23 protein-coding genes and 1 tRNA gene are annotated in these 23354 nt (G+C 71.4%); 14 read left to right on the forward strand and 10 right to left on the reverse strand.

The features are described 5' to 3' along the window. Window positions 1-19: 19 nt before the first annotated feature. From ACZ60W_RS01100 to ACZ60W_RS01110, 3 genes are all read right to left on the reverse strand, one after another. On the reverse strand, window positions 20-949 hold the full coding sequence (locus tag ACZ60W_RS01100; protein ID WP_469753220.1) for a carbohydrate ABC transporter permease: 930 nt from the start codon (window positions 947-949) through the stop codon (window positions 20-22). Between the two features lie 203 nt (window positions 950-1152). Beyond that, window positions 1153-2100, reverse strand: a complete 948-nt coding sequence (locus ACZ60W_RS01105) for a carbohydrate ABC transporter permease (protein WP_469753221.1) — start codon at window positions 2098-2100, stop codon at window positions 1153-1155. A 126-nt stretch (window positions 2101-2226) separates the two neighbouring features. Continuing rightward, window positions 2227-3510, reverse strand: a complete 1284-nt coding sequence (locus ACZ60W_RS01110; RefSeq protein WP_469753222.1) for an extracellular solute-binding protein — start codon at window positions 3508-3510, stop codon at window positions 2227-2229. Between the two features lie 293 nt (window positions 3511-3803). Between ACZ60W_RS01110 and ACZ60W_RS01115 the strand changes: the two genes are divergently transcribed. From ACZ60W_RS01115 to ACZ60W_RS01155, 9 genes are all read left to right on the forward strand, one after another. Further along, complete coding sequence (locus ACZ60W_RS01115; protein ID WP_469753223.1) at window positions 3804-5471, forward strand: glycoside hydrolase family 26 protein; 1668 nt, start codon at window positions 3804-3806, stop codon at window positions 5469-5471. Window positions 5472-5594: 123 nt separating this feature from the next. Continuing rightward, window positions 5595-6836, forward strand: coding sequence for a glycoside hydrolase family 26 protein (locus tag ACZ60W_RS01120; RefSeq protein WP_469753224.1), 1242 nt, complete (start codon window positions 5595-5597; stop codon window positions 6834-6836). Window positions 6837-7003: 167 nt separating this feature from the next. Continuing rightward, entirely contained in the window at window positions 7004-7411 is a 408-nt protein-coding gene (locus ACZ60W_RS01125; protein ID WP_469753225.1) for a type II toxin-antitoxin system PemK/MazF family toxin, read from the forward strand. A gap of 147 nt (window positions 7412-7558) precedes the next feature. Beyond that, window positions 7559-8068, forward strand: coding sequence for a TspO/MBR family protein (locus tag ACZ60W_RS01130; RefSeq protein ID WP_469753226.1), 510 nt, complete (start codon window positions 7559-7561; stop codon window positions 8066-8068). A gap of 315 nt (window positions 8069-8383) precedes the next feature. Then, entirely contained in the window at window positions 8384-9610 is a 1227-nt protein-coding gene (locus tag ACZ60W_RS01135) for a hypothetical protein (protein WP_469753227.1), read from the forward strand. A 76-nt stretch (window positions 9611-9686) separates the two neighbouring features. Next, window positions 9687-10364, forward strand: coding sequence for an alpha-ketoglutarate-dependent dioxygenase AlkB family protein (locus ACZ60W_RS01140; RefSeq protein WP_469753265.1), 678 nt, complete (start codon window positions 9687-9689; stop codon window positions 10362-10364). 279 nt (window positions 10365-10643) lie between these two features. Next, window positions 10644-10928 carry a TopoII/MutL transducer domain-containing protein gene (locus ACZ60W_RS01145; protein ID WP_469753228.1) on the forward strand — a complete coding sequence of 95 codons (285 nt, stop codon included), beginning with the start codon at window positions 10644-10646 and terminating at the stop codon, window positions 10926-10928. Between the two features lie 600 nt (window positions 10929-11528). Then, window positions 11529-12146, forward strand: coding sequence for a DinB family protein (locus ACZ60W_RS01150; protein ID WP_469753229.1), 618 nt, complete (start codon window positions 11529-11531; stop codon window positions 12144-12146). 108 nt (window positions 12147-12254) lie between these two features. Further along, window positions 12255-13007, forward strand: a complete 753-nt coding sequence (locus ACZ60W_RS01155) for a hypothetical protein (protein ID WP_469753230.1) — start codon at window positions 12255-12257, stop codon at window positions 13005-13007. 283 nt (window positions 13008-13290) lie between these two features. On the opposite strand, the gene ACZ60W_RS01160 is transcribed toward ACZ60W_RS01155, so the two are convergent. The 4 genes from ACZ60W_RS01160 to ACZ60W_RS01175 form a co-directional block, all read right to left on the reverse strand. After that, a tRNA-Gly gene (locus ACZ60W_RS01160) sits at window positions 13291-13409 on the reverse strand. Window positions 13410-13506: 97 nt separating this feature from the next. Further along, window positions 13507-14340 carry an isocitrate lyase/PEP mutase family protein gene (locus ACZ60W_RS01165; RefSeq protein WP_469753231.1) on the reverse strand — a complete coding sequence of 278 codons (834 nt, stop codon included), beginning with the start codon at window positions 14338-14340 and terminating at the stop codon, window positions 13507-13509. A 145-nt stretch (window positions 14341-14485) separates the two neighbouring features. After that, window positions 14486-15652 (reverse strand): M20 family metallopeptidase, encoded by a 1167-nt coding sequence (locus ACZ60W_RS01170; protein WP_469753266.1) that lies wholly within the window; start codon window positions 15650-15652, stop codon window positions 14486-14488. Window positions 15653-15769: 117 nt separating this feature from the next. Beyond that, entirely contained in the window at window positions 15770-16132 is a 363-nt protein-coding gene (locus ACZ60W_RS01175) for a PRC-barrel domain-containing protein (RefSeq protein WP_469753232.1), read from the reverse strand. Window positions 16133-16380: 248 nt separating this feature from the next. Here ACZ60W_RS01175 and ACZ60W_RS01180 point away from each other — a divergent pair, with 248 nt between their 5' ends. The 3 genes from ACZ60W_RS01180 to ACZ60W_RS01190 all read left to right on the forward strand — a co-directional run bounded on the left by ACZ60W_RS01180 (window position 16381) and on the right by ACZ60W_RS01190 (window position 18400). Continuing rightward, window positions 16381-16584, forward strand: coding sequence for a hypothetical protein (locus ACZ60W_RS01180; protein WP_469753233.1), 204 nt, complete (start codon window positions 16381-16383; stop codon window positions 16582-16584). Between the two features lie 154 nt (window positions 16585-16738). Beyond that, a complete protein-coding gene (locus ACZ60W_RS01185; RefSeq protein WP_469753234.1) occupies window positions 16739-17365 on the forward strand; it encodes a hypothetical protein in 627 nt (208 codons plus the stop codon). Between the two features lie 285 nt (window positions 17366-17650). Beyond that, window positions 17651-18400, forward strand: a complete 750-nt coding sequence (locus tag ACZ60W_RS01190) for an alpha/beta hydrolase (protein ID WP_469753235.1) — start codon at window positions 17651-17653, stop codon at window positions 18398-18400. Window positions 18401-18741: 341 nt separating this feature from the next. On the opposite strand, the gene ACZ60W_RS01195 is transcribed toward ACZ60W_RS01190, so the two are convergent. Continuing rightward, complete coding sequence (locus ACZ60W_RS01195) at window positions 18742-19200, reverse strand: group II truncated hemoglobin (protein WP_469753236.1); 459 nt, start codon at window positions 19198-19200, stop codon at window positions 18742-18744. 408 nt (window positions 19201-19608) lie between these two features. Between ACZ60W_RS01195 and ACZ60W_RS01200 the strand changes: the two genes are divergently transcribed. After that, entirely contained in the window at window positions 19609-20133 is a 525-nt protein-coding gene (locus tag ACZ60W_RS01200; RefSeq protein WP_469753237.1) for a hypothetical protein, read from the forward strand. 78 nt (window positions 20134-20211) lie between these two features. Here the strand turns inward: ACZ60W_RS01200 and ACZ60W_RS01205 are convergent, their stop codons facing one another. Together ACZ60W_RS01205 and ACZ60W_RS01210 are read right to left on the reverse strand one after the other, a co-directional pair. After that, on the reverse strand, window positions 20212-20883 hold the full coding sequence (locus tag ACZ60W_RS01205; RefSeq protein WP_469753238.1) for a hypothetical protein: 672 nt from the start codon (window positions 20881-20883) through the stop codon (window positions 20212-20214). A gap of 157 nt (window positions 20884-21040) precedes the next feature. After that, complete coding sequence (locus ACZ60W_RS01210) at window positions 21041-22267, reverse strand: Cmx/CmrA family chloramphenicol efflux MFS transporter (RefSeq protein WP_469753239.1); 1227 nt, start codon at window positions 22265-22267, stop codon at window positions 21041-21043. Between the two features lie 460 nt (window positions 22268-22727). Here ACZ60W_RS01210 and ACZ60W_RS01215 point away from each other — a divergent pair, with 460 nt between their 5' ends. Next, entirely contained in the window at window positions 22728-23351 is a 624-nt protein-coding gene (locus ACZ60W_RS01215) for a CBS domain-containing protein (protein WP_469753240.1), read from the forward strand. Window positions 23352-23354 lie beyond the last annotated feature (3 nt).

Below are 23354 nucleotides of genomic sequence, written 5' to 3' on the forward strand. Positions count from 1 at the left end.
TGGGCCTGCTTTCGGGAGGTCAGCCCTTGACGGCGCCGGCCATCACGCCGGAGACGATCCGGCGGGCCAGGACGGTGAAGGCGACGAGGACGGGGAGGGCCGAGACGACGACACCGGCGAGCATCAGGGTGTAGTCGGTGTAGTAGCCGGCGGCGAGCTGGTTGAGCGCGATCTGCACGGTGCCGTTCTCCGGCGGGAGCGCGATCAGCGGCCAGAAGTAGTCGTTCCAGGCGAACATGAAGGTGAAGAGGCCGAGTACGGTCGCGGTCGTGCGGACGCCGGGGACGACGACGTGCCAGTAGGTGCGCAGCAGTCCGGCACCGTCCATGCGGGCGGCCTCGACCAGTTCGTCGGGGATGTTCTCCTCGATGGCCTGGCGCATCCAGAAGACGCCGACCGCGGAGACCAGCGCGGGCACGATGAGCGCCGAGAGCCTTCCGTACATGCCCAGGTCGGTGACGAGGATGTAGAGCGGGATCACGCCCAGCTGGGTCGGGATCATCAGGGTGACCACGACGCAGCCCAGCAGGAGGTCCCGGCCCCGGAAGCGGAGCTTGGCGAAGGCGAAGCCGGCGAGCGAGGACAGCAGCACGTTCGAGACGGCGGTGGTGCCGGCGACGAGGAAGGAGTTTCCCAACGCCTGCCAGAACGCCGACAGTTCGAAGACGCGCTGGATGTTCTCGATCAGGTGGCCCCCCGGGACGAGAGGGGGTGTGGTGCCGGCCAGGACGGAGTTGTCGTCGTGGGAGGCGACGACGAAGCTCCAGTAGAGCGGGAAGACGGACGCCGCGGTGACGGCGGCGAGCAGCAGGTAGGCCACGGGGCCGGCGGAGTCGAGCCGCCGCGTGCGCCGCGGCACCGTCCGGAACGGGCCGCCGCCCCGGCCGGCCGCGGCGCGGAACGGGCGCGGGCGCGATCGGGGCCGGGTGGGCGGCGCGGTGACGGCCATGGGATTCCTCCGGAGTGGTGTAGGGGGTGCGGGGGCCGCCGGCGGGCGCCGTGGGGGCCGGGGCGCGGGTGGTGCGGGCGGGCGGTGAGGTCGACGGCGGGGGCGGTCGGCGGGGGCGTGCCGTGGACGCCGGACGTGGTCAGCGGTGCGTGGGGCGGGATGCCGGTGCGGTCAGCGGCGCCTGCCGTGGGCGCCGGGGACGGTCAGCGGCGCGTGCGGCGGGCGAGCAGGAAGTTCACGGCCGCGACGGCGGCGATGACCAGGAAGAGCACCCAGGAGACGGCGGAGGCGTAACCGGCGTCGTTGTTGATGAAGCCGTACTTGTAGAGCATCAGGGTGAGCGTCTGGAACTGGTGCTCCGCGCCTCCCTCCGCGTTGCCCTGCTGGTCGAAGAGGAAGGGCTCGGCGAAGAGCTGGAGTCCGCCGATCGTCGAGATGACGACGGTGAACAGCAGGGTCGGCCGGATCGCCGGCAGCGTGACCTTGCGGAAGGTCAGGAACCGGGAGGCGCCGTCGATGGCGGCGGACTCGTACAGCTCCCGGGGGACGGCCTGCATGGCGGCGAGGTAGATGAGGGCGTTGTAGCCGGTCCACCTCCACATCACCATGAAGCTGATGGCCAGGTGCGAGCTCCAGGTGTCGGCGGTCCAGTCGATGGGCGCGTCGATGAGGCCGAGACCTTCGAGGACCCAGTTCACCACGCCGTAGTCCCGGCCGAAGAGCTGGGAGAAGACGAGCGCGACGGCGACGACGGAGACGTACTGGGGCACGAGTACGAGGGCGCGCCAGACCGTCCGGGCCCGCAGGTGCCGGTCGAGCAGCCAGGCGACGCCGAGGGCGGCGACGAGCTGCGGGACGGTGGAGAGCACGAAGATGCTGAGGGTGTTGAACAGCGCCGTCAGGAAGTCGGTGTCGCCGAGGAGCCTCCGGAAGTTCTCCAGCCCCACGTACGAGCCCTGCCCCGACAGGCGGTCCCAGTCGTGCAGGGACACCCAGAAGGTCTGGAGCAGGGGGTACGCGCCGAAGACGGCGAAGAGGAGGAAGAAGGGAGCGACGAAGAGGTACGGGAGCGGGCTCCGCCCGAGGCGCGGTCGGCGCGGGCGCGGCGGGCCGGGGCGGCCGGTCGGGAGCGGGCGGGTCTGGACCACCATGGGGTTCTCCGGAGGTCAGGGGCGGGAGCCGGTGAGGTGGGGTCGGTGCCGGAGCGCGGGCCGGTCCGCCGGGCGGGGCCTCGGCGAGGAGGCCCCGGGAGGGCGGCGGACCGGACGGCGAGCGGGTCAGCGCAGGTTCTTGGCGGCTTCGGCGAGCGCCTTGTCCCACGCGGCGGCCGGGTCGGCCTTGCCCTGCTCGACGAGCTGGAGGGCGTTGCCGAACGGAATGCGGGCCTGCTGGTCCTTGGTGCCCCGGTAGTTGGGCTTCAGCGACTTCGCCGAGGAGGCGAAGATCGTCCCGGTGGGCGCTCCGCCGAACCACTCCTGACGGGCCCCCGTGACGTCGGCGTCGTCCAGGACGGTCACGAGGGACGGGAGCGCGCCGACGGGGCCGGTGAAGATCTTTTTCTGGGAGGCGGCGGAGGTGAGGAAGTCGGCCAGTTCGGCGGCCTCCTTCACGTGCTTGCCCTGCTTGGGCACGGTGAGGAAGGAGCCGCCCCAGTTGCCGCCGCCGCCCGGGACGGCGGCGATGTCCCAGGTACCGGCGGCGGAGTCACCGGCGGCGGTCTTGATGAGTCCGGTCATCCAGGCGGGGCAGGTCATCGTCGCCATGCGGCCCAACTTGATGCCGGTGTTCCACTGCTGGCTGAAGGGCTGGAGATTGGCGGACTGGCCGGCGGCGGTGGCCTGGGCCGTGGCGGTGAAGAACTCCTTCACCTTCGGGTTGGAGTCCCCGATGTACTGGTCCTTGCCGTCGAAGAACCCGAACTCGGTCTGGTTCATCATCGCGGTGAAGATGTTGCCCGAACTGTCGAACCACGCCTTGTCCTTGACCTTGGCGCGGAACTTCTCCCCGGTGGCGAAGTACGCGTCCCAGGTCGGCCACAGGGCGGAGACCGCCGCACGGTCGGTGGGCAGCCCGGCCTTGGCGAAGAGGTCCTTGCGGTAGCAGACCGCGAGGCTGCCGACATCGGTGCCGTAGCCCATCACGAAGTCGGAGGTGCCCAGGGTGGCCTGCTGCCACTTCCAGTCGAGGTACTCGGCGCGGCGGTCGTTGGCGCCGTGGTCGGCGAGGTTGACGAACTTGTCCTTCACCGCACGGAACTTGGGGAGGTAGCCCTCCTCGATCGCCACGACGTCCGCGGCTCCGCTGCCGGAGGCCATCTGAGTCGACAGCTGGTTGTGGTGCTGGTCGAACTGGGAGATCCGCTCCTTGATCACCACGTTCGGGTGGGTGCTCCGGTACTCCTCGATCAGCGGCTTGTAGCCGAAGTCGCTGAAGGTCGCGACGGTCAGGGTGATCTTGCCGTCCGCCTCGGCGCCGCCCTGGCCGCCACAGGCGGAGAGGGCGACGAGCGACGCGGCGGCGGCGAGCGCGCCGAGGGTTCTGCGGGCACGGGTACGGCCCATGGTGATCCTCCGGGGAGAGGTCGACGGGTGAGTGCCACCAAGGTCGGGGACGACCGAAAACCCTGTCAAGGTTTTCGCGAAAACTACCGGCACAAGATCTTGATGATCAATCAAGCCTGCATCTGAGCTGCTGCATCGCGGCGAAACTTTTCGTAACGCCAAGGCCCTGACCTGCTCCTGCATACGAAAATCGCGCAGCCCGTTGACCGGCTTCCGCAGGGACCGCACCATGCGACCGCCGTCGGCTCTCCTGCCGCCGGAGCTCCCCTTCCCCCGACGCCGGAGGCTTCCGCATGCCCCGCCCCGCACCCCCACACAACCCCACGGACACCCCTCGCACCCGGCCCCTGCGACGCGCCCTCGCCGCAGGCGCCGCCGCCTTCACCGCCCTGCTGGCCTTCACCGCACTGCCCTCCGCCGCCGACGCCGCCACCACGGCGGCGACGCCGCCCGGACTCCCGCAGGCGGGCAAGGTCAGCCTCGTCCTGGGCCAGGACAGCGACACCCTGGGCGACTACCGCCGGGACGTCCTCGGCAACGCCTCCCTCGGCGCCCCCGCGCCCGGAGCGGTGACGCTCTACACCAACCTCGTCCTCGGCGGCTCACCCGCACCGCTCGCCGGCATGAACGGAGCGGTCGACTGGGGCGCCGGCACCGTGGACTTCGCCCGCACCCTCGCCGACTACCCCACCTCGTCGCTCGCCGTCGGCCTCTACCTCTCCGACACCACCTCCGGATGCTCCAACCAGCCCCTGCGCGCGATCATCGGCCGCCCGGACGCCGACGTCACCGCCGGCAACCCGAGCCTGATCACCCAGTACCGCGCCAAGGTCGACGAGATGATCAACCGCTTCAAGGCGTACGACCGGGACGTCCTGCTGCGCATCGGCTACGAGTTCGACGGTCCCTGGAACTGCTACAGCGCCGACTTCTACAAGGAGGCCTTCCGCTACATCAAGGGCCGCATCGACGCCCTCGGCGCCACCCGCGTCGCCACCGTCTGGCAGAGCGCCGCCTGGCCGGTGAACACCCACCCGGACCACCCCGAGTGGAACTACGTCGTGACCGACCCCGCCCACCTGGACCGCTGGTACCCGGGCGACGCCTACGTGGACTGGGTCGGGCTCTCCTCGTTCTACAACGCACGCTCCGTGGCCACCCAGTGGGGCTGCGGCTCCTACGACACCGACCCCGTCGGCCTCCAGAACCGCATCCTCGACTTCGCCCGGGGCCACGGCAAGCCCGCCATGGTCGCCGAGGCCGCGCCGCAGGGCGCCCGGACCGGCGCCAGGACCACGAGCTGCATCTTCCGCAACAACCCCGCCCCCGCCGACGGGCAGGCGATCTGGAACGGCTGGCACGCCGGCTACTTCGACTGGATCGACCGCAACCGGGACGTCATCCGTGCGGCGGCCTACATCAACACGAACTGGGACTCCCAGACCCAGTGGCAGTGCGCGGGCGGCGCCCAGGCCGGCGGACCCGGCTGCGCCAACGGCAACTGGGGTGACTCCCGCGTCCAGGCCGACCCGACGGTCCTGAGCCGCTTCCTCGCCGAGATCAAGAAGTCGACGTGGACGAACGGGACCTCGGGCCCGACCCCGACCCCGATGCCCACCCCGACGCCCACGCCCACCCCCACGCCGACTTCCACGCCCACCCCCACCGCGGCCCCGAGCACGCCCGGCCAGCCGGGCTTCTCCCAGGGCGTCGCCGGCGGTTCCACGCCCACCGTGTGGTTCGCCCCCCAGGGATTCCAGGCGACCTTCGTCACCGTCCAGTACCGGGTGAACGGCGGCGACCCCCAGAACCACTTCCTCAGCTACGACTCCGCCGACCGGCGATGGGAACTCCCGGTCCAGCTCCCCGCCGGCGCGACCCTCACGTACTTCTTCCACTACCAGCCCACGACCCAGAGCAGTCAGCTGACCACGCCGACCTACACGTGGAAGGCCTCCTGACCCTCGGAACCGCCCGGGCGCCGCACTCCCCCGCCGCGGCGCCCGGGCCCGTACCGCCGGGCCCGCCTCCTCCCCGTACCGCCTGCCCCTCCCGGCCCCGACCTCCAGAAGAGAGCGGACACCATGCCGAGCACACGCCCCCTGAGGACCGCAGCACGGTTCCTCGCCACCGCGGCCCTCGCCGCACTCATGACCCTGCCGGGCAGCCCCGCCACCGCCCGTGCCGACGACACCGCCCGCGCCACGGCGGCGGCACCTCCGGAACTGCTCATCGGCCAGTCCACCCGGGCCGCCTGGGACGACTTCCAGAGCTTCGGCCAGAACGCCGACGGCGGCTCCGTCTACTACGAACTCCGCAGCGGGAACTGGGTCAACGACGCCCACCGCACCTACGCGACCATGCTCGCCCAGCAGGGCAAGACGATCCAGGTGGGCATCAGCTGGAAGGACAACCCGCCCGGCTTCACCGGCGGCGACGAGAACGCCAAGGCCGCCCGCTCCCGCGCCGTCACCGCGGAGATCGCCGCCGGAGGACACACCGCCTCCCTCGACCGGCTCCTTGCCTTCACCGACGCCTACCCCACCGCCCGCTTCAAGCTCCGCCTCGACTACGAGGTCAGCTCCTTCTACCACTGCACCGACGCGAGCTGCTCCTCGTACAAGAACGCCTTCAACCGCCTCGCCGCCTACCTCGACTCCCGCTCGGCCGCGCACAACCTGGAGTACGTCTTCCATCCCGTCCGCGGCGAGTTCGAGGCCATGTACCCCGGTGACGCCGCCGTCGACTGGATGGGCGTCTCCCTCTTCGCCCACGAGCTCTGCCTGCCGATCCACGACCGCGGCTACCTCTACAACGGCACTCCACCGCAGAACTACGACGTCAACGCCACCCAGTGCCGCAACGCCTACATCGGCACGGACAGCTACGGCAACCCCGCCGCGGTCTGGCGCAACTTCGACCACGACGGCAACGTCCTCAAGCTCGTGAAGTTCGCCCGCGACCACGCCAAGCCCGTCGTCCTGTCCGAGGCCGGCATGATGAACTTCACCGCCGACGGCGGCACCACCGACGGCCTGGAACCGCAGCGCGCCGACCAGTGGATCCAGCGCCTGTTCTCCCTCATCGACTACCAGGGCCCCATCCCCAACCTCCCCGGCGTCCACGACCTCCGCGGCGTCATCCGATCCGTCGTCTACATCGATCTCGACTTCCGCTACGGCTGGGACGGCATCGCCGACGGCACCTTCGACTTCCCCCCGGACACCGCCTGGTTCGTCGACGCCCGCCTCTCCCGCTACGGCGCCGCGAAGGCATCCTTCTGCCGCGGCCTGTCCTCCCACGGCTTCACGGCCCGCTGCCGCTGAGCCCCCGCCGCCGACCACCTACGGCCCCTGCCCGCACGCGGGTGGGGGCGCTCCTGCCTTCGAACAGCCCGCCGACCGTCAGGTCTAGGCTGTGACGGACAACGGTGGCGCCACCACCGGAAGCTGTTCGGCACCCGCCTCGGCCCACCATCCACTCCGGAGGAACCATGAAACGCGGTGAGGTCTGGTGGGTCGACTTCGACGAGCGGCGCCCGGTCGTGCTGCTGTCGGACGAGGAGGCATCCGGATTCCGGGTCATGCAGGTGGTCGAGCCCGCGGGAACCGACATCAGCGGCCTCGGAGTCGAGGTGGAGGTCGGCAGCTCGGACGGGATGCCCTTCGACGGCGTCCTGCGCTTCGCCTTCCCGCAGCCCGGATTCACACCCTGCACCTGGCTCACCACCGTGGCCCGCGACGACCTGGTCGAGCGGGCGGGGGTACTGCCCTCGGCGAAGCTGCACGAGGTGGACGAGGCCATCCGGGCCACCGGGCAGACCAGGGAAGGGGCCCCGATGACGGCCGTCAGGCTCCACGAGATCAGAGCGGCCCTCCGACGCGGGGAACTCGGCACGTGACGGAACGCGCCGACGCCCCGTCCCCTCCGGGATGGGGCGGCCCCACCCCACGAGGAGCACAGGCCCGTCGAGCAGGAGAAGGAACGGCCTCCCCGATACCCCCCTGAAGATCAGTTACGGGACAGCCTCAGCGGGAACACTCGTCACATGCGACTCACCCGAGAAGGAGCTGACCCGTCCCCCGCACAGGAGGGTCTTCGCCGCTACACCCTGTCGGCCGTGGCGGTGGCGGCAGCGGCGGCTGCTGGATCGATCGCGGTGGACCCGGACAGCAGGTGGTACCGGTCGCTCCGCCTGCCCGCATGGCAGCCACCCTCCTGGGCATTCGGCGCGGTGTGGACCCCGTTGTACGCGTCTCTGGCGTTCTCCGGCGGTCACGCCTTGGGCCGTACGGAAGGGCAGGACCGCCACCGACTCGTCGCGAGCCTGGCGACGAACCTCACGCTCAATGCCGGATGGAACTGGCTGTTCTTCCGGCTGCGAAATCCCCGGGCCGCCTTCGTGGGCACCGTGCTGCTGGACATCAGCAACGTGCAGTTGATCCGCGAAACGATGCGCAGTGACCGCGTGGCCGCCCGCGCCCTGCTCCCCTACGCCGCGTGGTGCATCTTCGCCACCGGACTGAACGCCTCCATCGCGCGCCGCAACCCCTCGTGACCAAAGCGCACCGTGCCCGCGGGCGACGCGCGTACCTACGGGCGAGGCCGGCGCACCGCGCCCGCTGTCGGTGATTCGGTGATTCGGTGATTCGGTGATTCGGTGATCAGGCGGTCCCGGTCCCGCGACCTCCCGAACCGGCCGCGTGCCAGCAGCCGTTGCCCGCCGTCGGACAGTCATGAGACGATCAAGGATCAACGGTCCGTCTCCCTTCGTTCGCGCTGCGCAGCACGGACGACGCGTGCGGGCCGTCGCCATGTGCACGGTCGTGAACGACTTTCGGGAACTATGCAGGGCAGGCATAGCTTGACGTACATGGGAGAGCCGGCTGAGGCCCGAGTCGACGAGGCGGGCAACGTGCTCGTCGCGCCGTCCACGTCGCGAGCGAGCGGATGGGTCCGGGACTTCTTCGGATCCGTGAGGGCGACGGAGGACCTTCTCTCCGGCGCGCTCGATCTCAGGCAGAAGACCGTCTATCTGTGTGGCGACATAGCAGGGATCAACGGAAGCCACCTCCACCCTGCGGACAGGGTCTTTGTCATCCGTGACCTGTCGCACGGTTATCGGCAGGAGGACCTGGACGCCTCCTGGTCTCTGGTCGACCTGGGCCGAGTCCCTCTCCGCGTCCACGGGCTCGGCGTGCACTACCGTCGGTTCTTCCCCGTCGAGGCGGGTCACTTCGGTCGGATCAACGCGGAGCACGCATTCCAGTCCCTCACGGAGTCCACCAAGAGCGGGACGGCTCATCGCAGGGGAATCTATCTGACGCCCGTCACGTCAGAGGGCGACGAGCTGCATTTTCGCCTGCTTCGGTGCTCCACGAATCTTTCCGGGCCGACGGAGGGCTTCGGTCCCACCGACCGGGACATCGTCGATGCGCTGAATCGTGAGGCCGCCACCGTCTTCCGGAACAGCGCGCCGTTGAATCACGTGCTCGCCCAGATCTACCACAACACCCTCGCCACGGCGGAACGCAAGCAGTCGAAGGCCAAGATCTCGGCTCACGCGGACAAGACGAAGGACATGCCGGTCAACGGCATCATGGCCTTCTGCACCTTCTACGAAGGGTTGGAAGAGCTCCAGCCGATGGCCGGCGATCCCTTCGGCCACGGCAAGAAGGGTGTCAGCGGGCTGACCACACTCCGCTTCCGTCTCAAGGACCCGGCAGCAGAGCTCGACGGGGTGGCGCTTCCCGCCCGGTTCACCGTGACGCTCCACCCCGGCTCCGTGTTCTTCATGCCACTTTCCACCAACCGCCTGTACACGCATGAGATCCGGCCCGGAGCGCTCGACGCGGATTCCCTCCCGACCCGCCTGGGATACGTCGTCCGCTGTTCGAGTACCGAAGCGGTGCACAAAGACGGCCGCACATTCCTCAAAAGAGCCGACGAACTGGTGGGGCTTGAGCCGCCCACCCCTGACGGCATGGACGAGCTGCGCAGGCTCTACGCCCAGGAGAACCGGACCTCGTCTTTCATCGATTACGGCGGCAGGTTCCTCTTCAGCATGAATACGGGAGACTACCGTGCCCCCGGAGTCTAGATCCTCGGAGCATTTCACCGCACACTCTCTTCCGATCGAGGGAAATCTCTTCGCGGAGCTCTCCGCGTCGGTGCTGATGGAAGAAATGGGAAAAGGCCGCCGCGGCGCCGTCCTGACCAAGGTGGACGAGTCGGGCGGCGTACCTCTCGTCCGCACCACCTCGCGGTACGGCAACCCCGCGCAGCCGTTCCGCGCGGTGCACGAGCGGCTGGCTCGACAGATCCAGTCGAGCGCCGCGCTCCCTCTCGGCTTCGACAACGCGCTCGTCGAGAGCTACACCCATGCCTACACCACCATGGGAAGCCACTCCGACCAGGCGCTCGATCTGGCGGACGACTCGTTCATCGCCGTGTTCTCCTGCTACCGGAATCCCGACGCGGGCGCACCGCGGAAGCTCGTCGTCGAACCCAAGGCAGCCGGTGGTGAGAAGTTCGAGATCCCGCTCGTCCACCACGGCGTGGTGACGTTCTCCGTCGATGCGAACCGTCGGTTCAAGCACAAGATCGTGTTGGACAAACCCGTCCCGGCGGAGGACAACCCGTGGTTCGGCGTGACGTTTCGTACGTCGAAGACGAGGATCCGTTTTCGTGACGGGGTGGCTTACCTCCCCCACGGCGCACGCCTGACAGCTGCCGACGAGGAGCAGGCGCGCGCGTTCTACCGACTACGGCGCCGCGAGAACAACGAGACGGACTTCGCCTACCCGGCCCTGACGTACACCATCAGCGAAAGCGACCTGCTGCCACCTGCCTGAGGGGGCGACCGGTTCGCTCGGCATCCACGACCGCCCGGTCCGAGGCGAAACTCTTCGAATTCGTGGCCCCGCGGCCGTTCGAAACAGGCCACGACGACGGCCCCACGCTGGAGAGCCGGCTGACCGAGCTCTGGTGCGGGGCACCGGCCCCCGACCGAGCAGTACTGTCCGGCGGCATCGGACTGGCCGTCGTCAACGCCTTGTCGAGCCGGCTGACGGCAGACGTGCGACGCGGCGGCGCCCGCTGGACGCTGGAGTACGAGCAAGGGGTGCCTGTCGGTGAGCCCGCCCGCACCGGGCCGGCCGACCCTCAGCGGCGGCACCCACGACCTCGGCTTCCGAGACGGTCTGGCGGTCGCGCTCACCGGCTACGCCCGGGAGCGACAGCTGCTCTCCCCGTCCGACCCCGACTTCACCCCCACCCGACTCGGCGCGGGCCTGACGGCGCTCGTGTCCGTCAAGCTCGACCGCCCCGAGTTCCAGGGCTCCATCCTCGATCGACTGAGCAACGATTCCGTCCGCACCTGCGTCGCCGAGGCCGTCCGAGAGCACCTGACCACCTGACTCCACGACAACCCGACGCAGGCCATACTCGTCCTCGCTCGGATCACGGCGGCCACCCACCACTGACGGCAGCGCACCGAACACACCGAAGCCCAGGCCGGACCGCTTCACCGGCCTGGGCTTCGGCGGCGCGGACACTCCCCACGCCCCGAGGCCGCACTGGCCCTCCATGGCTGCCGGTCGGTCCATGGCAAGAGGCCGGTGGCGCGACGACGGCGGGTGTTCGGGACTCCGCGTGGTCTGTCCGCGGTGTGGAGGCGGCGCCCTGGTGGTTCCTCGGCCCGGCATCCCTGAGCTCACGTCCTTCACCGAGCTCTTGTTCCAGCCTCGCCGTCTGGCCTGCGGAAGGTGCGGCGCCACCCCCGACCGGGAAGCCGAGGTACGGGGAGCCGGACTCGTCGGCGCGGTGTCGGGTGGTGGCCAGGAACCCTTCTGCCAGCGGCCCCTGTGGCTGCAGACCCGGTGTGACGGTCACATCCTGTGGGCCTGCACCCAGCAACACGTCGTCGAGGTGTCCGCCTATGTTGTCGCGGCTGCGGTGCCGCTGCCGGCTGCTTTGGATCTTGAGACCGGAAGCAGCCCATGGCAGGCTCCTGCCGCATGATCGACGAATGCGCGAAGGACAACCTGCACGGGAGGCTGCGGCGGGACCGTGAGGCGCTCCTGTGGAAGCTCGACGGCCTGTCCGCGTACGACGTCCGCCGGCCGCTGACGGCGACGGGGACGAACCTTCTCGGCTTGGTCAAGCACGTGGCCACCGTCGAGGCCAGGTACTTCGGAGAGGTCTTCGGCCGCCCTTCACCGGAGCCGCTCCCCCGGTGGCAGGACTCCGACGGCAGTGACATGTGGGCGGCCGAGGACGAGACCCGCGAGCAGATCATCGGGTTCTACCGGCGTACGTGGGAACACGCGGACGCGACGATCGACGCGCTTCCTCTCGACGCCCCCGGCCACGTGCCGTGGTGGCCCGAGCCTCATGCCGACACGAACCTGTTCGCCGTCATGGTCCACGTCCTCGGCGAGTCCGTCCGGCACACCGGACAGGCCGACATCCTGCGCGAGAACCTCGACGGCCGGACGGGGCTGCGTGCGGAACACGAGAAGGAGGTCGACGAGGAAGCCCGTGCGGCCCATTGGGCGCGGATCGAGCAGGCCGCCAGGTCGGCCGCGTCGATGGAGGCATGCACCTCGTCACGCAATGATCCTCGCGGTGCGTGAGACCTTCTGAGCGGACGTATCCGCTCATGGACGGTCCGCCTTGGTGGGAGCCCACCGGATCCAGTGGTCCAGCCCGTCGACGCGGTAACGGGCGGGGAAGATGGGGGTGTGAACATCACAGAGGCTGTCGCGGAGATCCGGGACACGCGTGCCATGCCGGGGCTGTCCCTGGCCTGGCAGTGGTCGCCCATGTCGCGGTTCGTGTTCTCGCTGGCGATGGATCCTGATGGACGTTGGGCCTATCAGATGAACATGCTCGATGAGCACGACGACGGGTTGGCCGGGGCCGTCCTGGGGTTTGCCCGGGATCGTCAGTTGGGTCGGGGCAGCGGGGCGCGGGCCTTCACGGTGTTGCCGGGCTTCGCGTACGGGGACTACGCCTTCGACGCGGTGGTCGCGGCGGCGCCGGCCGTGCACGGGTATCACGTGGGGCGGAACGAGGAGCTGAACGAGGTCGTCTCGGCTGTCTTTCCGGCCTATCGGTGCGAGATCCGCGGGGATGAGCCGCTGAAGGAGGCGGCGATGCGGTTCACGAGGATGCTGCGGCCGTCTCGCGTGTCGCGGCAGCCGGTTCCGTACCTGCGGATGAGGTACGAGAACACGCGGACGAGGGGCGGGAGCGTCGGGAGGTCGCTTGGGTTCGCGACGCCGGATGTGCTGGTACGGGAGCTCGGACTGCTGGAGGGGGCTGCGGGGAGTTTCGTGGAGTTCGAGAATCTCGGCGGCCAGGTGTGGCGGGTCGAGTGGGACGGCGCCTGGCTCGTGAACGGCCGGTCGCAGGAGCTACCACTGTCGGAGGAGTGGGTGTGGGAGGTCTTGGGATGGCCGCAGGGCGCGTCCGAGACGGGACTCGCCGGGTAGTTCGGGCAGTTCTCGGCCGGATCTCGCAGGGGGTGCCCGGGTCCGGTGGCCGCGCCGCCGGCGGCCTGGGGTGGGCCGGCGGTGGCGCGGCCTGATCCTCGGCGCTGAGGTCACCGACGTCACGGAGGGGCGGACCGTCGGGGTGGGGACGGACGCAGCACCCCCTGCGTCAGACACGCCGTCGGCGGGGCCGTCGCCGAACTGGGGGACGAAGACAGTCCGTCGGTCCGCGCCTGCGGCAGGGACGCCGGCTCCTCTCCCCGGGGAGACCGGTTGTCGGTTGCGATGCCGACGGGATTCGAACCCGCGAGACAGTCGGGGGCAGGGCCGCCCCGTTTCCGTCACCCGCCGCGGGAGGGGCCTCTCCCGCGGCGGTCGCATTGGACCGCTCTGCCACGGCACGCAACCTGCGGGGCCACGCGTAGCCCCGGTCCGGATCAGGGTAGTGACATCGTCCGCCGCCGACGACTTCTTTCCTCTGCCGCCGGCCACTCTGGCGTCAACGCTGCTCGGGGAAAAGACCGTTGAGCTCGCCGAACGGGATAGACGCGACCAGAGAGTCGTAGCCGCCGGTCCCGTGGAGGTCCTGCACGGCGCGACGGACGGCGGCGTAGGCGCTCTGGGCCACGCCGGAGCCGAGGCTGACGCGGGCGACGCCGAGGCGGGACAGTGCGGCGATGTCCGGTGCGCCGGGTCCGGCCATGGCGTTCAGCGGCACGGGGATACCGGAGGCCAGTTCCGCGAGGGTGGCGGGGTCGGTGACGCCGGGGACGAAGATGCCGTCGGCACCGGATTCGACGTACAGGCGGGCCCGCTCCAGGGTGTCCTTCAGGCGGGTGGCCGGGTCGCCGAGGCCGAACAGGTACGTGTCCGTGCGGGCGTTGACGAAGAGCGGGACGCCCTCTCGCTCGGCCACGGTACGGGCTGCCGCCAGCCGTGCCGCGAGTTGCGCGGGGGGTCGGGTGCCGTCCTCGACGTTGATGCCGACGGCGCCTGCCGCCAGGATCCGGGCGACCGTGTCGGAGACGCCGGCCACGTCCTGCCCGTACCCGCCCTCGATGTCGGCGGAGACCGGGACGTCGACGGCGGCGACGATGCGGGCGACCACATCGACCACGCGGTCGGGCGAGACGGCCTCGCCGTCCGGATGGCCGAGGGACCAGGAGATCCCGGAGCTCGTGGTGGCGATCGCGGGTGCCCCCGCGGCCTCGACCACGCGGGCGCCGGCCACGTCCCAGACATTGGCGAGCGCGAGGGGGCTCGCAGGGTCGTGGAGGGAGCGGAAGAGCCGGGCCTCGTCCGGACGGGTGTCGTGCAGGCGCTTGGTGATCATGCGGACAGCCAATCAACCTCGCGCACGCGCCGTCTGGCAGGAATTCGACATCGACGTCATCCATCGTCCGTCGTTCCGCCCTGGCCCCACAGGCCAGTCCCGTCCCGCGACGCATCGGATACGAGGCGGCCTGCGGCGTCGGCCGTCATCGCGGCGGTCGGTGCGCGTCCAGCAGACTCAGGACGGCCTGCTCGTGGACGGCGTAGACGGTGGGCAGTTCGGCGAGGGAGGCGCGCTCGTCGATTCCGTGCAGACCTTCGTACGGGACGCCGAAACCGGCCGTGGCGGGGATGCCGTGGCCGGCGAGGAGGTTTCCGATGTTCGACGGGCCCGCGGTCTTCGCGTGGACCTTCAGGCCCGCGCCCCTGGCCGCCGCCAGCAGCGCCGCGGCGGGCTGCTCGTGCTCCGACAGCCGGAACGGCGGCCAGGCGGCGACCTCGGTGACCTCGGTCGGCACGCCGACGGGCAGTGCGGCGTCGACCTCGGCCACCGCGTGGCGCACCAGCCTCTCGGCGCCGCTCGCGTCGAAGGACGGGGTGGTGCGGACGTCGACGTTGATGTCGACCCGGTCAGGGGTGACGGAGAAGCCTTCCCCGCCGTGGAAGGCGGTGACGGTCAGCTTCGGCCCCAGGGGGAAGCCGGAGTCGTCCCGTCCGGGGAGCTCGGCCGTGTCGAGGAGCCGCACCAGATGGGCAGCGCGGGTGATGGCGCCGGTGACGGAGCGGCGGGACCCCGAATGTCCGGACGGCGCGTGCACGCTGATCGTGGCCCGCCACAGACCGCGGCCGCCGACGACCACGTCGTCGATGCCGGGATAGCCGATGACGACCCCGGCCGGGCGGACGGCCGTCGGGTCGTCCAGGTAGGCGCGGGCGCCCCCGAAGTTCCCGGTGTGCTCGTCGACGTCCAGGAGTACGGCCAGACCGCCCGCGCACGCGGGGGCCCGCGCGGCGATGCCCGCCGCGATGTGGCAGAACACGGCGGCCGCGAGCTTCGAGTCCGCCGCGCCGCGGCCGAGCAGCCAGCCGTCCCGTACGTCTCCGGAGTCGGGCGGGAACGACCAGCGGGCGGTGTCGCCGTAGGGGGCCGTGTCCACGCAGGCGTCCAGGGCCCACCACGGGCCCGGCCGGCCTCCGGCGATCTCCACCAGGAGCCCGACCGGCTCTCCGGCCCCGTCGCGCAGCCGGCGGTGCGGCAGGCGCCTCGCCGAGAGCCACTCTTCGAGGACGCCGAGGACGGGGCCGTACAGGTCGATCCCGCCGCGGCTCGGCCGCCTGACCAGCCGCTGCGCGAGCTCCACCACGGACGCCATGGTCGCGGAGGTCACCCCCACGGAGCGCGCCCACCCGTCGCGCGCGGCGCTCGCGCCGTCCCGCCCCATGCTTCCCGCCTCCCCGACGGCCCGCCGCCGTTCGGCGCCCCTTCGGTCCTACAACGGGCCGGCGCCGCCGGTGTGACCGTAGTACGAGGCCACCCGGTCGCGGTACGCGATCTCGTCGAGGTCCTTCTCCCGGTGGAACTCGGGCGCGTTCTTGATCTGGTCCTTGGTCAGGTCCAGATGGATCCTCTCGCCCTCCGCGTCGATGCGCGAGATCGTGTTCGCGGGCAGGAGGACCTCCTTCCCGAAGATCCACACACCGGTGTCGACCACGAGGTAGGAGTCGTCCACCTCCTCGGAGTGCTTGTCGACCTTGCCGATGCCGCCGTCGACCGCCTCGACCTTGTACCCGGTGAGGTCCGTGCCCACGGCGTAGTTGAAGGACGGCCGGTAATTCCACGCGTGCTCAGTCACGAACGAACAACTCCTGATCCGTTGCGTCCGACGGCCCCGTCGAGGACGACGCCTGCCGGAGCGAATCCCCCCATGAGGGACTCTTCGTATCAACCTTCGGGATACGGGTGCCCCGGTGCGTCACTCGTACACCTGGACACCCAGGGCGCACGGCTGCCTCGTCGCCGGCGCCGTTCCCGGCGGACCCCCAGCCGTGGGGCGGGCTGCTGCGCTAGCCTCGGGGGTCAGCCGACCAGCGAGGGGCCGTGATGGCGCACCTGACCTTCAACGAGGCCGAGCAGCGCGAACTTCGCGACGCCGCGCGCGCCGAGTCCCCCGGCCGTCCGGCGCTCGCCCACGTCCTGGACGGCCTCGCGGCCCACGGCATCGACCTCGACCGCTGCCGGGACTGGGAGGACATCCGCGCCGAGAAGGGCCTGCCGGATCAGGAGGAAGCCGGCGAGGCGCCCTGAGCTCCTCGACGGTTGCTCGCGGGCTCCTCGACGACTTCTCGGCGGAGATCGCGTACGGGACGACCGGGGCGATGCGCCGTGGGGTGCGGTCCCGCAGTCCCCGCTCTCGCCCGGGTTCCCACCCCGCACGCAGTGTCGAACTAGTCTTCGGATCATGGCTTTGCGACCTGACGAGTTCTACGACCACGCACGTTCCGCCGCCGACGACGAGCAGCGGCTTCCTCTCGCGCGCATGACGGGCTGGAGCATCAGCCCCTTCGAACCGGACGGATTGCGCGTCTCACCCCTGCGGCCCCCGGTGCTCCCCGAGCCGCCGCGCCACGGCGAGGACCCGTCGGACTGCGCGTCGTGCAGGGAGCGGGGCGAGGGCATCTGGTTCAACGACAACTGGCGGCTCACCCGGATCCCGGGCGTCGGCGTTCCCCTGGTGCTCATGCTGCATCCGGTCGAGCACCACGACATGGACGACCTCCCCGACGACCTGGCGGCCGAACTGGGCGTCCTCTCCGCTCACCTGGTCCGCCACATCCAGGCCCTGCCCCACATCTCGCGCGCCCACGTCTACCGCATCGGGGACGGCGGCGCCCACCTCCACATCTGGTTCTTCGCCCGCCCCGAGGGACAGGCCCAGCTGTACGGATCGTGGCTGCCCGTCTGGGACGACCTGCTGCCGGAGTACCCCGCGCACGTGGCCGAGGCGGACGCGGCGATCGTGGCGGACGCGCTGGTCGCCTCCGCAGGGGGACGGCGCTCGGCGGAGGAGGTGCGGGCGGACGCCTGACCGGTCGGCGGGCACGTCGCTCGCGGTCGCTCGGGGTGCGACGACGTGGGGGCAGCGGCTCCGGCCGGCGCCCCTCCTTCCCGACCGGGAGCACGGGCACGGCGCTCGCGAAAAACCCTTTGGCGGAGCACCGTGGCCACTGCTAGGTTGCCCGTGACCGTGCGAGAGAACGAGGAGGTGGTACCCGTGAACGCAGTTTCGACATGGGTGCTCCTCTCCGAGGTCACGGTCGGGCGGTAGGTCGCCCGGGAGCGCCGTTCCTGAGCACTCCCGAAAGGCACGACCATGGCCCTTCAGTTCACTTCCGAGCAGCGCATCGACGACGACGTCGTCGAGCGCGCCTTCACGCTCGGCGAGATCCCCGGCATCCTGTGGACGCCCGCCTCCACGGCCGCCGACGCGTCCACACCTCTGATCCTCATCGGCCACCCGCCCCTCGGCCTGGGCCGGATGTACCCGCGGCTCGCGGGACGGGCGCGGTACTACGCGGCGGAGTACGGCTTCGCCTCGGCCACCATCGAACTCCCCGGAAGCGGCGATCGGCCCCGCTGGGCCGCCGCCGACGCGGCCCGGGCAGACCTGCGTCGGGCGATGGAGGCCGGCGAGCGGGTGACCGGCGAGATCGTCGACGCCCTCGTCCTCCCGCTGGTCGAGCGGGCCGTACCGGAGTGGCAGGCGGCGCTGGACGCGCTGCTGGCGCTGCCCGGGATCGACGGCCCGGTCGGGTACGAGGGCGGTGTGATCTCCATCGGCGTGCGCCTCGCGGTGGTGGAGCCCCGCATCGTCGCCGCCGGTCTCTTCGCCGGCAGCCTCGTGCCCGCCGTCATGTTCGAGGAGGCCCGCCGGGTCACCCTTCCCCTGCACGTCCTCCTCCAGTGGGACGACGAGGGCAACGACCGACAGGCCGCCCTGGACCTCTTCGACGCCTTCGGGTCCAAGGAGAAGACCCTGCACGCCAACATGGGCGGGCACACCGGCGTACCGCAGTTCGAACTCGATCCCGGGGCCCGGTTCTTCGCCAGGCACCTGAGGTAGGACGTGCGGTGACCGGTCGGCACGGGGGACGGCGAGCGGGGCGGCCGGACGGCCGCCCGGCCCCTGCGACCGGCCGCCGACCGTGAGGCCCAGGCCCAGGTCCGGGCCCAGGCCCAGGTCCGGGTCCGGGTCCGGGTCCGGGTCCGGGTCGGTGGTCACGGGTCGCGGGTCGCGCGCCGGTCACCGGTCGCGGATCACGGGTCGCGGGTCGGTGGCGCGGTGCGGCCATCGGTCTCCCGGCCCCTGTCGACTCGGCAGGGGCCGGGAAGCCATGGCAGGCCGTCGCCGGCCGGACGTGGGGGGCACGACGTGCGCCACCTCCCCCGCGCCCGGCGGCGGGTTCAGGCGAGGCCGTCCCAGCCCCAGCGGGGCGTGGGGCCGGGCTCGCCGAGGTCCGTGCCGGGAGCGGAGGCGGAGACGTCCCGGGCGATGCGCGTGCCCCAGTCGAAGTACTCGACGACCCGGCGGCGCAGCAGGGCGTCGTCCGGGAGCTCCTTCTCCACGGCGGCCGTCATCAGCTCCATCCAGCGCAGCCGCTGTTCCTCGGTGATGGCGAGCCCGAGGTGGGCGCGGAGGAGGGCTTGGTGGCCGCCGTGTTCCTTCGTGAAGTCGGCCGGGCCCGAGAAGACCTCGGCGAGCCATACGGCCACGTGCTGCGCGTGGGTGGCCGTGAAGTCGCGGAAGACGGGTGCGAGGAGGGGGTCGGCCAGCACTTCCTCGTAGAACGTCTCGGAGAGTCGGCGCAGGGCGTCCGCGCCGCCCACGGCCTCGTACAGGGTGTCGGTGTGTTCGGCGCTCATGGAGGGCCTCCGCGATCCGGTATGTGTCGCTCTCAGCTTTCACTCAACAGCGCCGGTGTCCAAGGATGTTCGCTCTCGGCGGGGCGCGTGCCGTCACGGTCGGGAGTCGGGCGGGTGGGGAGGTGTAGTGGTCTCCGTCGCGGTTCCGCATATGCCACGGGCTGGTTCGTGCACGCCTCTGGCGTACCCGTGCGCTGGAGTGGCAGGGTGAACCGCATGCGGCTCCCCGCCCTCACCCCCGCGGGCCAAGCCGCCGGCCCCGCCCTCCCACGCCCGCGAGGGCGGGGCCGCGCCCGCCTCCCGGCTCCCCACGGGAGGCTTCAGGCGCGCGGACGACAGTCCGTGGCCCCCGGGGGCATCACGTTGGCCAGGGCCGGCCGTTCCGGGTGGGCCGTAGGCTGCGGACCCATGGAATCCCTGATCGCCGCCCTGCACGCACAGGACGAGGCCGCCCGCTTCCTGGCCTGGCCGGGTGACTTCGACCTGGCCCGAGGCGACCACGTCGAGGAGGTGCACCTCGCGTCCGGCGAGGCACTGGAAGGCTTCGCCGGCGACGGCGCCGGGGGCACGTACTTCTTCTGCGGCACGGGTGGCGAGGAACGGCCCGTCCTGTACGCCGACTCCGAGGGCGGCGCGGCGCTGGTCGCGATCGGCCTGCCCGAACTCCTCGGACTGCTGCTGGTCGCCCCGTGGTGGCGGGACTGCCGGGTGTTCACGGAGGAGGAGGGCCGCGGGCTCGCCGCCGCGTACCTCGCGGACATGCCGGACCTGGTGGCCCGCAGGGACCGCGCCGCCGCAGTGCTCGGCCTCGACCTGCCGGGGCAGGGCGAGGCCCTGGCCCGGCTGCGCGAGGTCGCCGTCGGGCGCGGCGAGGAGTTCGTGCTCGTCTTCACGCCCGAGGGAACCCCGTACGAGGCGCTCATCGACGAATGATCACGAAGGCCGGTGGTGCGAAGGCGCCGACCGTTCACCTCGCCGGCCTCCCCGAGCCGCCTCGGTCACGCACCGAGGTCACGCACCGAGGTCACGCACCCAGACGCTGCCGCGGCCCGCGTCCGTGGTCGCGGCGGCGGCGCGGCCGGGCAGATCCTCCCAAGGGCGCGGGGCCAGGACCGGTACGCCGACCGCCCGTGCCCGGGCGGCGAGCAGGCGACCGTACAGGACGCCCGCGCGGGCCCGGTGCCGCTGGGGCCCGGCCTCCGGCTCCCGGCGCAGGTAGTTGGCGGTCACCTGGTCCTCGTCGTCCTCGTGGAGGAAGACGGCCCGGACCGGGCCGCCCGGGGTCGCCACCTCGGGCAGTACGTAGTCGCCTTCGAGGATCACCGGGGTGTCGGTGCCCACGTGGTTGGCCACCACCGCCTCGATCGCCGGGGCCAGCGCCCGGGCGATCTCGATCTGCCGCTCGGCCACCGATTCCGCCGACCGGTGCGCGGCCTCGGGGTGGGTGCGCCAGTAGTGCACCTCCGGCAGGTGCTCGGGGCTGGTCACGGCGAGGAGCGCCTCCACGATGTCGTCGACCTCGACGACCGGGACGCCGTACCGCCGCGCCAACGCCCGGGCGGCACCCGTCTTCCCCATCCCCGACGCGCCGCCCACGACGAGCACCCGCCAGTCGGGCCGCTCCCGCACCTCACCCGTACCGCTGTCCGTATCGTCGCCCGTACCGCTTCCCGTGCTGATCACACGGGCAGCGTAGTGCGGTGACGATCTTGACAGGGCCGCAAGGGATGCGCACCGGCGTTCCTCTCCGGCTGTGACCACACAGCCGGGGCCACGGTTTCAGAGGGCCGGCCGATGCTCGACGGATTCTGTCGGCGCGTCACCAGCGGTCGCGTGCTCGTCAGTGCCGGTCGTCCGGGGAGACGTACCCACGGAACGACGGGGGTGCGGTGCTCTCGGGCTCAGCAGGCGGCACGGCGACGAGGACCGTCCGGCAGCGGAAAGCAATGAGGAGCGCGACGGCCACCAGGACGGCGGAGGACCAGAGCGGCCCCGTGGTCCCGGCGGTCGTGGACAAGGCGGTTGCGGCGAGGAGGGGACCGGTGGCCGCACCGATGTTGAGGGCCGCGGTCGCGAAGGATCCGGCCAGGGTGGGGGCTGCGCCGGCTTCGTGGAGGACCCGTGTGACGAGCGTGGTGCCCAGGCCGAAGGAGAGGGCACCCTGCACGCACAGCAGCGTGAGGAGGGCGACCGGCTCCTTCGCCAGCAGGGCCAGGGCGGGCCAGCCGATGAGCAGCAGCGGGCCGCCGCACGCGATGACCAGGCCGGGGCGTCGGTCGGACAGCCGGCCGGCGACGGTGACGCCGATGAGGGAACCGGTGCCGAAGAGCACCAGGGCGACCGGGATCCAGGACGCGCTCAGCCCGGCGGTGTCGGTGACCACGGGCGCGAGGTAGGTGAGGCTTCCGAAGGTCGCCGCGTTCACCAGGGCGCACAGGAGGAGCGCCAGGAGCAGCCGTGGCCTGGTGAGCTGGGCGACTTCCGTGCCCAAGGGGGCTTCGCAGAGCGGTCCTCGCGTCCTGTCCCCCGCGGGCAATCCCTTCAGGATGCCGAGGGCCGCGGGCAGGCAGAGTGCGGCGACGGCCCAGAACGTGGCCCGCCAGCCGTGGGTCGTGCCGAACGCCGCGCCGGCGGGGACACCGACGATCATGGCCGCCGTCGTGCCCGACAGCAGGACCGCCAGGGCGCGCCCCTTCCTGTCGGGCGGAACCATCGTGGCGGCGACGGTCAGAGCGAGGGCGAGGAAGCCGGCGTTCGCGAGGGCGGCGAGTGCCCGTGTGCCGAGCAGCACCGGGAAGCTCGTCGTGGCGGCGCCCACGGCGTGGGCCGTCGCGAAGGCGACGGTGAAGCCGAGGAGGGCGGTGCGCCTGGGCCACGTGCGGGCGAAAGCGGCCACCAGGGGAGCGCCGACGACCATGCCGAAGGCGTAGGCCGAGGTGAGGAGGCCGGCGGAACCGACGGTGACGTCGAGGTCCGAGGCGATGTCCGGCAGGAGGCCGGCGAGCATGAACTCCGAGGTGCCCATGGCGAAGACCGCCAGGGCAAGCAGGTACAGGGGAAGTGGCATCGAGTGGCTCCGGGGTGAGGAGAGGCACGAGGAGGTCGTCGTCTCGTCACCGCGGTCGGCCCCGTGGACCGCCCGCTTCCCACCGCGGAGGCGGGGGGGAGGGCGGGATTACGTACTCAGTGGGTCAGGGGGCTGACGGCGTGACCGAAAGCCCCCACCCTGTCTGACTCAGGACTCGGCATGCCCCGCACGCTACCCGACCGTCGACGGTTCGGGCGCCTCGGTTTCGGGGCGCAGGCGTTCCCGCCGGGGGCGGTGATCGCGGCGGCTCGGGTGCCCGGGGACCTCGGCGGGTGCGCCCGGAGTCGGGCGGAGTCCACGAGGGCGGGCGGGCTTCGGGGCGTGGAGGCCGGTCGGGCCCGGGTGGGGGCCGTTCGGCCCTCGCGGGGCGGCGGTGGGGCGACGACGGTGGAGGGAAGCAGGTGGGCGGGGCTGGGGAGCCGGGACAGGAGGAGCGGCGATGAAACAGCTGAAGGTCGGGGGCCTGATGAGCGGGCCCGTCGTCTCGGCCGCTCCCGCGGCCTCGTTCAAGGACGTGGCGAAGGTGCTGGCCGAGTACGACATCACCGGGGTGCCGGTGGTGGACGAGGACGACCGGGTGCTGGGGGTCGTGTCCGAGACGGATCTCCTGGCCCACCGCGAGCGGACCGCGCGGGAGCTGATGACCGCGCCGGCGGTCGTGGTCCACGCCGAGCAGTCGGTGGCGGACGCGGCGCGGCTGATGGTGCGGCGCGGGGTGGAGCGGCTGCCGGTGCTCGACGAGGAGGAGCGGTTGGTGGGGATCGTGACCCGTCGGGATCTGCTCTGTGTGTTCCTGCGGCCGGACGCGGAGATCCGGCAGCGCGTCCGCGAGGACGTCCTGGTGGACGTCATGGGTCTGGACCCCGACGGGGTGGACGTGCACGTTCTGGACGGGGTGGTGAGTCTGGAGGGCCGGCTCCGGCGGCGCAGCCAGGCCCGGATGCTCGTCGGTCTCGCGGAACGCGTCGACGGCGTCGTGGCGGTGGTGGACCGGCTCTCCGTGCGGGAGGACGACACCCTGGTCAAGGGCGGGGCCCGTCGTGGCCACGCCGTCCTCGAGTGAAGC

This window comes from Streptomyces sp. NPDC104202 (assembly GCF_055584185.1).